The organism is Streptomyces sp. NPDC006265, assembly GCF_040613555.1.
Lineage (GTDB): Bacteria > Actinomycetota > Actinomycetes > Streptomycetales > Streptomycetaceae > Streptomyces.
Map to the genome: position 1 here is coordinate 1 of NZ_JBEXSH010000465.1, position 7,064 is coordinate 7,064.

At 73.8% G+C, this 7,064-nt stretch carries 7 protein-coding genes and 2 pseudogenes; 5 read left to right on the plus strand and 4 right to left on the minus strand.

The features are described from left to right. The 4 genes and pseudogenes from ABZ281_RS30440 to ABZ281_RS30455 all read right to left on the minus strand — a co-directional run. Positions 1–447: hypothetical protein (locus ABZ281_RS30440; RefSeq protein ID WP_356660663.1), on the minus strand; the 447-nt coding region annotated here is incomplete at its 3' end. 60 nt (positions 448–507) lie between these two features. Then, positions 508–774 carry a hypothetical protein gene (locus ABZ281_RS30445; RefSeq protein ID WP_356660675.1) on the minus strand — a complete coding sequence of 89 codons (267 nt, stop codon included), beginning with the start codon at positions 772–774 and terminating at the stop codon, positions 508–510. A 182-nt stretch (positions 775–956) separates the two neighbouring features. Then, positions 957–1,091, minus strand: a pseudogene (locus ABZ281_RS30450) (hypothetical protein); the annotation flags it as partial. A 13-nt stretch (positions 1,092–1,104) separates the two neighbouring features. Then, a pseudogene (locus ABZ281_RS30455) lies at positions 1,105–1,707 on the minus strand (hypothetical protein); the annotation flags it as partial. A gap of 67 nt (positions 1,708–1,774) precedes the next feature. Here ABZ281_RS30455 and ABZ281_RS30460 point away from each other — a divergent pair. From ABZ281_RS30460 to ABZ281_RS30480, 5 genes are all read left to right on the plus strand, one after another. After that, positions 1,775–2,737: a UDP-glucuronic acid decarboxylase family protein gene (locus ABZ281_RS30460; protein ID WP_356660665.1), complete on the plus strand. Its 963-nt coding sequence runs from the start codon at positions 1,775–1,777 to the stop codon at positions 2,735–2,737. 181 nt (positions 2,738–2,918) lie between these two features. After that, a complete protein-coding gene (locus ABZ281_RS30465) occupies positions 2,919–4,553 on the plus strand; it encodes a carbamoyltransferase C-terminal domain-containing protein (RefSeq protein WP_356660667.1) in 1,635 nt (544 codons plus the stop codon). A 3-nt stretch (positions 4,554–4,556) separates the two neighbouring features. Beyond that, entirely contained in the window at positions 4,557–5,561 is a 1,005-nt protein-coding gene (locus tag ABZ281_RS30470) for a glycosyltransferase (protein WP_356660669.1), read from the plus strand. Continuing rightward, a complete protein-coding gene (locus ABZ281_RS30475) occupies positions 5,558–6,151 on the plus strand; it encodes an HAD family hydrolase (RefSeq protein ID WP_356660671.1) in 594 nt (197 codons plus the stop codon). Before ABZ281_RS30470 ends, ABZ281_RS30475 begins: the two co-directional genes overlap by 4 nt. After that, positions 6,148–7,064 (plus strand): glycosyltransferase family 9 protein (locus tag ABZ281_RS30480; RefSeq protein WP_356660673.1); only part of this gene is annotated, 917 nt, incomplete at its 3' end. The genes ABZ281_RS30475 and ABZ281_RS30480, both read left to right, overlap by 4 nt.

A 7,064-nucleotide genomic window follows, 5' to 3' on the forward strand; every position in this document is an offset into this window, starting at 1 on the left:
CGTACGTCCAGTACGAGGGCTTCCGGCCGGCACGCCGAGAGCACGCACCAAACGCCGCTCCTCAACGGGCAAACGTTGCCTGCCGCGGCACCAGGAGCCGCTGTCCGGCAGGCTCCGCGCCGCCTCCAGCGCGGGGCCGGGCTCGTGATGCGCCGCCAGGACGTCCAGTACGCTCCGCCCGTCGGCCGGGAAGGCCGTGCGGTCCAGGTGCCGTGCCAACTCCCGTCGCAGGGAGTCCGCGTCCGTCTCCGCCCGAGCCCGGTGACGCTCTTCGCCGGGCGGGGGCACCGGTCCGCTCGGGTCGACGCGCAGGTCGTCGTCGGCGGGCGGCTCGGGGTCGTTGCCCTCCTCCGCGCGGGTGGCCTGGCCGGACCGCAGGAGGCCCTCCAGGTCGTGCTTCATCTCGTCGTCCTTGCGCGGGCCGACCGGGTTGCTGCCTCGCTCCATTTTTGAACACCTCCGTTTTCCGAGGGGGCTGTCGTTACCGTCACCGTCCGTCTGCTGTCGTCACCCTGCGGTGGGCTCGTACGTCCATCGCAGCAGGCCGAGACCGCCGACCGGTATGTCGGCGTCTTCCCCCGACGCCTCGGAACCGTCCGAACCATCGGAGGTGTCCAGAGGATCCGCGGCAGGGATGACCAGGACGTCGGCGGCCGTGACGGCGGCCGAACGCAGCAGTGCGTCGTCCGCGCGTACGGGGACGGGATCGCTCTCGCGCGGGTCTGCGCGTAGGTCCGGCGCACCGAGTCCTGGTCGGGCCGCGTGCCCGCCCACGTCTCACGGCTCAGGTCGGATCCGTCGGGCCGGACCGGCAGCGTGTCGATGCGGTGCTCGCGTGCCGCCTCCGCCACGGCCGGGACGCCCTCGACCGCGTCCGTCGGCCGGTCGGTGCCCTCGCGTCCGGCGCGGAAGCGGTCCAGAGCCTTTTCGACACGACGGCGGGTGTGCTGGTGCCGGGCCTGCTCAACGGCCTCTTCCAGGGCGGGAGAGGACGAGCCGGCGGCGCGGCCTCCGTGCTCCGTCTCCACCGTGACCGCGCGGACGGCGTGGGGGCAGCCTCTCGTGCACCGCCGACCGTTCCCGGGGATCACCGACCAGTACCACCAGCTCGGCGCCGCACTCCTCGTACGCCGCGCCCAACGGTTCGGCGATCTCGCCGGCGTTGTGCTCCCAGCTGTTCTCCACCTTGAGCTGGAAGTGTCGCTCGGATCAGTCCGCCGAGGCCGTACGGTGCATCGGGTGCCGCCGCCCTTCCACCCGCCCGGCGTCCCGCGGCCCGGCCGCCCCGCGCAGTTCGAAATCAGTACCGGTCCGGTCGATGTACGCCACGAGGCAGAGGGGTCCTGGCCGCACAGGTCCAGCAGCGGGGCCAGCCGGGGCAGCGGAGCCCAGGACGCGAGGTGTCGCTGCGGCGGCCGGGCGAGACGATGGCTGAGCACCACTTCGCCACCGGTGGCGAAGACCACCCGGCCCGCCGGATCCTCGGCGGGGCTCATGCCGATCAGGACGTCGTGTACCGCTCCGGTGGGCTCCGCGTCGGCCCCCCAGCTCCTCCAGCGTCCGGCAGACGTCCTGTGCGGACAGCTCGCGCCGCTTGGCATTGACTCGTGGTTCTCGCCGGCGTCGAAGAAGACGGTGGCCCAGGGACCGGGCCGGTGATCTCGGGCCGGGTGCCCGAACGGCGGCTAGGGACACCAGGGATCCCACGCATGCAACCGCCGGGCCGGGTTACTCAAGCGGACACGCGAGTGAACCGAAGAGCGAGGAGAGTCCCATGAGCGGACAGACCTGGCGCCGGGCCTTGGTGACCGGCGGCGCCGGATTCGTGGGATCCCATCTGTGCGGTCGGCTGCTTGCCGCCGGATGTGACGTCGTGTGCCTGGACAACCTGGCCACCGGCTCCCGGGGCAACGTGGCCGAGCTCCAGCAGCGGGCCGGCTTCCGCTTCGTGCGCGCGGACGCCACCGACCCCGCGGCCTGGCGGGCGCTGCCCGGCCGCTTCGACCTGGTACTGCACTTCGCGTGCCCGGCCTCGCCCGTCGACTACCTGCGGCTGCCGCTGGAGACACTGGAGGTCGGCAGCACGGGCACCCGCCACGCACTGGAGCGGGCTCGTGCCGACGGCGCCCGTTTCGTCCTCGCCTCCACCTCCGAGGTGTACGGCGACCCGCTGGAGCACCCGCAGCGCGAGACGTACTGGGGCAACGTCAACCCGGTCGGCCCGCGCAGCGTCTACGACGAGTCCAAGCGGTTCGCCGAGGCCCTGGTCACCGCCCACCGGCAGGCGCACGGTACCGACACCGCCGTCGTCCGCATCTTCAACACCTACGGCCCTCGCATGCGCACCGGTGACGGCCGCGCCGTCCCCGCGTTCATCTCGCAGGCCCTGAACGGCATGCCGCTGACCGTCGCCGGTGACGGCAGCCAGACCCGCTCGCTGTGCTACGTCGACGACACCGTGGACGGCGTCCTGGCCCTGGCGGCCTCCGGTGAACCCGGCCCGGTCAACATCGGCGGCGGCGAGGAGATCACGATGCTCGACCTCGCCCGCCGTATCGTCGAGATCACCGGTTCCTCCTCCCGTATCCGGTTCGTCGATCGTCCCGTCGATGACCCCGGCCGGCGCCGCCCCGACACCCGGCTGGCTAGGGAGCGGCTCGGATGGCAGCCCAGCGTGGACTGGACCGAGGGCCTGAAGCGGACGATCGGCTGGTTCTCGCGGTCCGTGGCCGCCTGAGGTAGCGCTTGGCCTCTGAACGCAGCCACTGCTGCATCGACACATTCCGTAACAAACGCCCACTTGTCATGAGACATCTGACCCATCACCGGATGAGCTGTCTCTACATGTTTGAGGCAGCTGCGGTGTGGCACTCGCCGGGACCAGAGTGACGTCGCACGCCGCCCGGGACGGAGCACCTATGCGCATTCTTGGAATCAACGCCCTGTTCCACGATCCTGCCGCCGCCCTGGTCGTGGACGGCCGCACGGTCGCGGCCGCGGAGGAGGAGCGCTTCAGCCGCCGCAAGCACGGTAAACGGCCGGTGCCGTTCTCCGCCTGGGAGCTGCCCGAGCTGTCCGCCCGCTGGTGCCTGGAGCACGCCGGCGTCCGGCCCGAGGAGCTGGACGCGGTCACCTACTCCTACGACCCCAAGCTCGCCCGGCCCGCCGCCGACATGGGCCTGGACGACCCCTGGGACCCGATGCGCCAGGACTACGCCCGCCGCGCCCCCGAGTTCCTCGCCGAGGCGCTGCCGGGCCTGGACCCCGAGCGGGTCGTCTTCGTCCCGCACCACGTGGCGCACGCCGCCTCCGCCGGACGCGCCGCCCCGCACCCCGACAGCGCCGTTCTCGTCCTGGACGGCCGCGGCGAGAGCGCCTCCCACCTGGCCGGCCGCTACGACGACGGCAAGCTCGACACGCTCTTCGCGCAACCGCTGCCCGACTCGCTCGGCCTGGTCTACGAGGACCTGACCCAGCACCTGGGCTTCCTGCGCAGCAGCGACGAGTACAAGGTGATGGCGCTCGCCTCCTACGGCAATCCGCGCTTCCTGCCCCAGCTGCGGCAGTACGTGCATGCCACCGGCGACGGCGGCTTCCGCGCCCACGGCGTCGACTGGGCCGCCCTCGCCCCGCCCCGCGGCAAGAACGAACCGTGGACCCAGGACCATGCCGACCTGGCCGCCAGCGCCCAGGCCGTCCTCGAAGAGGTCCTGCTCGAACTCGCGCACTGGCTGCACCGCGAGGCCGGCGGTGAGACCCTCGCCCTGGCCGGCGGCGTCGCCCTCAACTGCGTCGCCAACTCCAAGATCGCCGCGCGTGGCCCGTATCGGAACGTCTGGGTCCAACCCGCCGCCGGTGACGCCGGGACCGCGCTCGGCGGTGCCCTGCACCTGGCGGAGAACCCGGAGCCCATGCCCGGCGCCGACCTCGGCCGCGGCTGGAGCGACCAGGCAATCCGCGCCTGGCTTCAGGAGGCCGGCGTCCCCTACGAGGAGCCCGCCGACATCGCCGAGGCCGTCGCCGAGGAGCTCGCCCGGGACGGCGTCGTCGCCTGGTTCCAGGGACGGAGCGAGTACGGGCCTCGCGCCCTCGGCCACCGTTCCCTGCTGGCCCATCCGGGCCGGGCGGAGAATCTGGAGCGGCTGAACCGGGTCAAGGGCCGCGAGGAGTTCCGGCCGGTCGCGCCCATGGTGCTCGCCGAGCGGGCCGCCGAGCTGTTCTCCGGTGGTCCGCTGCCCAGCCCGTACATGCTGTTCGTGCACGACGTCGCGGCTGAGTGGCGCGACCGTATCCCGGCCGTCGTGCACGTCGACGGCACCGCCCGCATCCAGACCGTCGACGCCCGCCAGGAGCCGCTCGTGGCGCGCATGCTGACTGCGTTCGAGCAGCGCACCGGGGTGCCCGTCGTGGTCAACACCAGCCTCAACACCGCCGGCCGGCCCATGGTCGACGACCCGCGCGACGCGCTGGAGTGCTTCGGCTCCGCTCCCGTGGACCTGCTCGCCATCGGGCCCTTCGTGGTGCGCCGGGACGCGATGTTCGGGAGGGCCTGACGTATGACCGCGTACGCCGTCGTCATTCCCACGCTGGTGCGCGACACACTCGCCGACTGTCTCGCCGCGCTTGCCGCCGCGACCGGGCCGAAGCCCGAGGAGATCGTCCTCGTTGACGACCGGCCCGAGCCCGAGCCGGACTCCGTGGCACTGGAGCACCCGCTGAGCGTCCTCGGCGAGCTGCGCGAGCGCACACTGGTGATCCACAGCGGAGGGCGCGGACCCGCCGCTGCCCGCAACACCGGGGCGCGCGTGGTCACCGCGCCGTGGATCGCCTTCCTCGACGACGACGTGCAGGTCGGCCCACACTGGTGCGACCAGCTCTCCCAGGACCTTGCGGAAGCCAGCCCCGAGACCGGTGGCGTGCAGGGTGTCATCGCCGTACCGCTGCCTGGCGAGCGCCGGCCCAGCGACTGGGAGCGCGGCACCGCCGGCTTGGCGCGGGCGCGCTGGATCACCGCCGACATGGCCTTTCGCGCCGAGGCGCTGAAGCAGGTGGGCGGCTTCGACGAGCGCTTCCGGCGGGCCTTCCGCGAGGACGCCGACCTCGCCCTGCGGGTGCTGGACGCCGGATGGCGCGTCGGGCAGGGGCGGCGCACCACCCGGCATCCGGTGCGGCCGACCGACCGCTGGGTGTCGCTGCGCGCCCAGCGGGGCAACGCCGACGACGCCCTCATGCGGCGCCTGCACGGACCCGACTGGTGGCACCGGGCCATGGCGCCGCGCGGCCGGCTGCGCAGCCACCTCGCGATCACGGCCACCGGCCTGGCCGCCTGCGTCCTCGCCCTGACTGGGCACCGCCGGGCCGCCGCAGCGGCCGCGCTCGGTTGGGCCGCCGGCACCGGCGAGTTCGCCTGGGCGCGCATCGCGCCCGGCCCGCGCACCCAGTACGAGGTGAACACCATGCTGGCCACCAGCGTGCTCATCCCGCCCGCGGCCACCTGGCACTGGCTCAGCGGCCTGTGGAGCCACCGCGGCGCCTCCCCCTGGCTGGAGGTGGCGCCGTGAACGAGGTCGACCTCGTGCTGTTCGACCGCGACGGCACCCTCGTCCATGACGTTCCCTACAACGGCGCCCCCGACCTGGTCCGCCCGGTCGACGGCGCCCGCGAGGCGCTCGACCTGCTGCGCGCCCAGGGCCTCGGCACCGGCGTGGTCACCAACCAGTCCGGCATCGCGCGCGGGCTGCTCTCCACCGCCGACGTCCGCCGTGTCAACGAGCGGATCGACGAGCTGATCGGCCCCTTCGACGTGTGGGCCGTCTGCCCGCACGGCCCCGAGGACGGCTGCCACTGCCGCAAGCCCCGTCCCGGCATGATCCTTTGGGCCGCCGACCGGCTGCGCACCCCGCCGGAGCGGATCGCCGTGATCGGCGACATCGGCGCCGACGTCCAAGCCGCCCGCCAGGCTGGTGCCCTCGGCGTCCTCGTCCCCACCGCGCAGACCCGGCCGGAGGAGATCGCGGCTGCCGAACACGTGGCACGCGACCTGTTCACCGCCGTGCGCGCGGTGCTGTCCGGACGGCTGCTGCTCACCCGCCGCCTCGCCGACGAGCGGCCCGTCGAGGCCGCCTACGACACCACCGGGAGGATCCGATGAGAGCCCTCGTCGCCCGCCTGGACAGCTTCGGTGACGTGCTGCTCGCCGGGCCCGCGATCCGTGCGGTCGCCGCTCGGGCCGACCACGTCACCGTCCTGTGCGGCCGGCTCGGCGCCCCTGCGGCCCGCATGTTGCCGGGCGTCGACGACATCCTCGTCTGGGACGCCCCCTGGGTGGGCTTCACGCCCCCGCCGGTCGGCCGCGGAGAGGTCGAGCTGCTCGTCGACACGATCGACGCCGACGCGGCACTGGTCCTGACCTCCTTCCACCAGTCCCCGCTGCCCACCGCCCTGTTGCTGCGTCTGGCCGGTGTCGGCCACATCGCCGCCGACAGCGTGGACTACCCCGGCTCGCTGCTCGACGTACGCCACCAGCGCGCCCCGCACGCCCACGAGGCGGAGGCCGCGCTCGACCTCGCCGAGGCAGCGGGCTTCCCTCGCGTCGACGACGGCCGGCTGCGCGTGCTGGCCCCGCCCAACGTCTTCCGGCTGACCGGCCCGGAGCCGTACGTCGTGCTGCACCCCGGGGCCAGCGTCCCCGCCCGGGCCTGGAGCCGGGAGCGGTGCGCCGAGGCGGTGCGGCAACTCGCGGCCGCCGGACAGCGGGTCGTGGTGACCGGCGGCCGAGGCGAGCGCGAGCTGACCGCGTACGTCACCGGTGAGCACGGTCTCGACCTCGGCGGCCGTACCGACGCCGCGGAACTGGCCGGCGTGCTCGCCGGGGCGCGGGCCGTCGTCACCGGCAACACCGGGCCCGCCCATCTCGCCGCCGCCGTCGGCACCCCCGTCGTCTCCCTGTTCGCCCCGGTCGTCCCGGCCGAGCGCTGGCGCCCCTACGGCGTCCCGTACGTGCTGCTCGGCGACCAGGACGCGCCCTGCGCGGACAGCCGCGCCCGGAACTGCCCGGTGCCCGG